The 383-nt window shown below is 54.8% G+C and carries 1 protein-coding gene; it reads right to left on the reverse strand.

Translation table 11 applies throughout. From position 1 onward, the window contains the following. The coding region (locus tag QWF21_RS18135) for a GTP-binding protein (protein ID WP_330089437.1) at positions 1-383 on the reverse strand (383 nt) is incomplete at both ends.

Below are 383 nucleotides of genomic sequence, written 5' to 3' on the forward strand. Positions count from 1 at the left end.
GTGTCTAACGCTTCGCCCAGCTCCAGGATTTTCTTTTCCCACTCTGCATCGCCTTCCAGCGCTTTCAGAGCTGAACCCTGAATCACTGGCAGATCGTCGCCTGGGAAGTCGTAGTCAGACAGCAACTCACGCACTTCCATCTCGACCAGCTCTAACAGCTCTTCATCATCAACCATGTCACACTTGTTCATGAACACGATGATGAAAGGTACACCTACCTGACGAGACAGCAGGATGTGCTCACGCGTCTGTGGCATAGGACCGTCAGTCGCGGCAACTACCAGAATCGCGCCGTCCATCTGCGCAGCACCAGTGATCATGTTTTTCACGTAGTCAGCGTGACCCGGGCAATCTACGTGCGCGTAGTGGCGGGTTGGCGTGTC

Origin of the sequence: Alkalimonas mucilaginosa, assembly GCF_036327005.1 — a bacterium.
GTDB lineage: Bacteria > Pseudomonadota > Gammaproteobacteria > Enterobacterales > Alteromonadaceae > Alkalimonas > Alkalimonas mucilaginosa.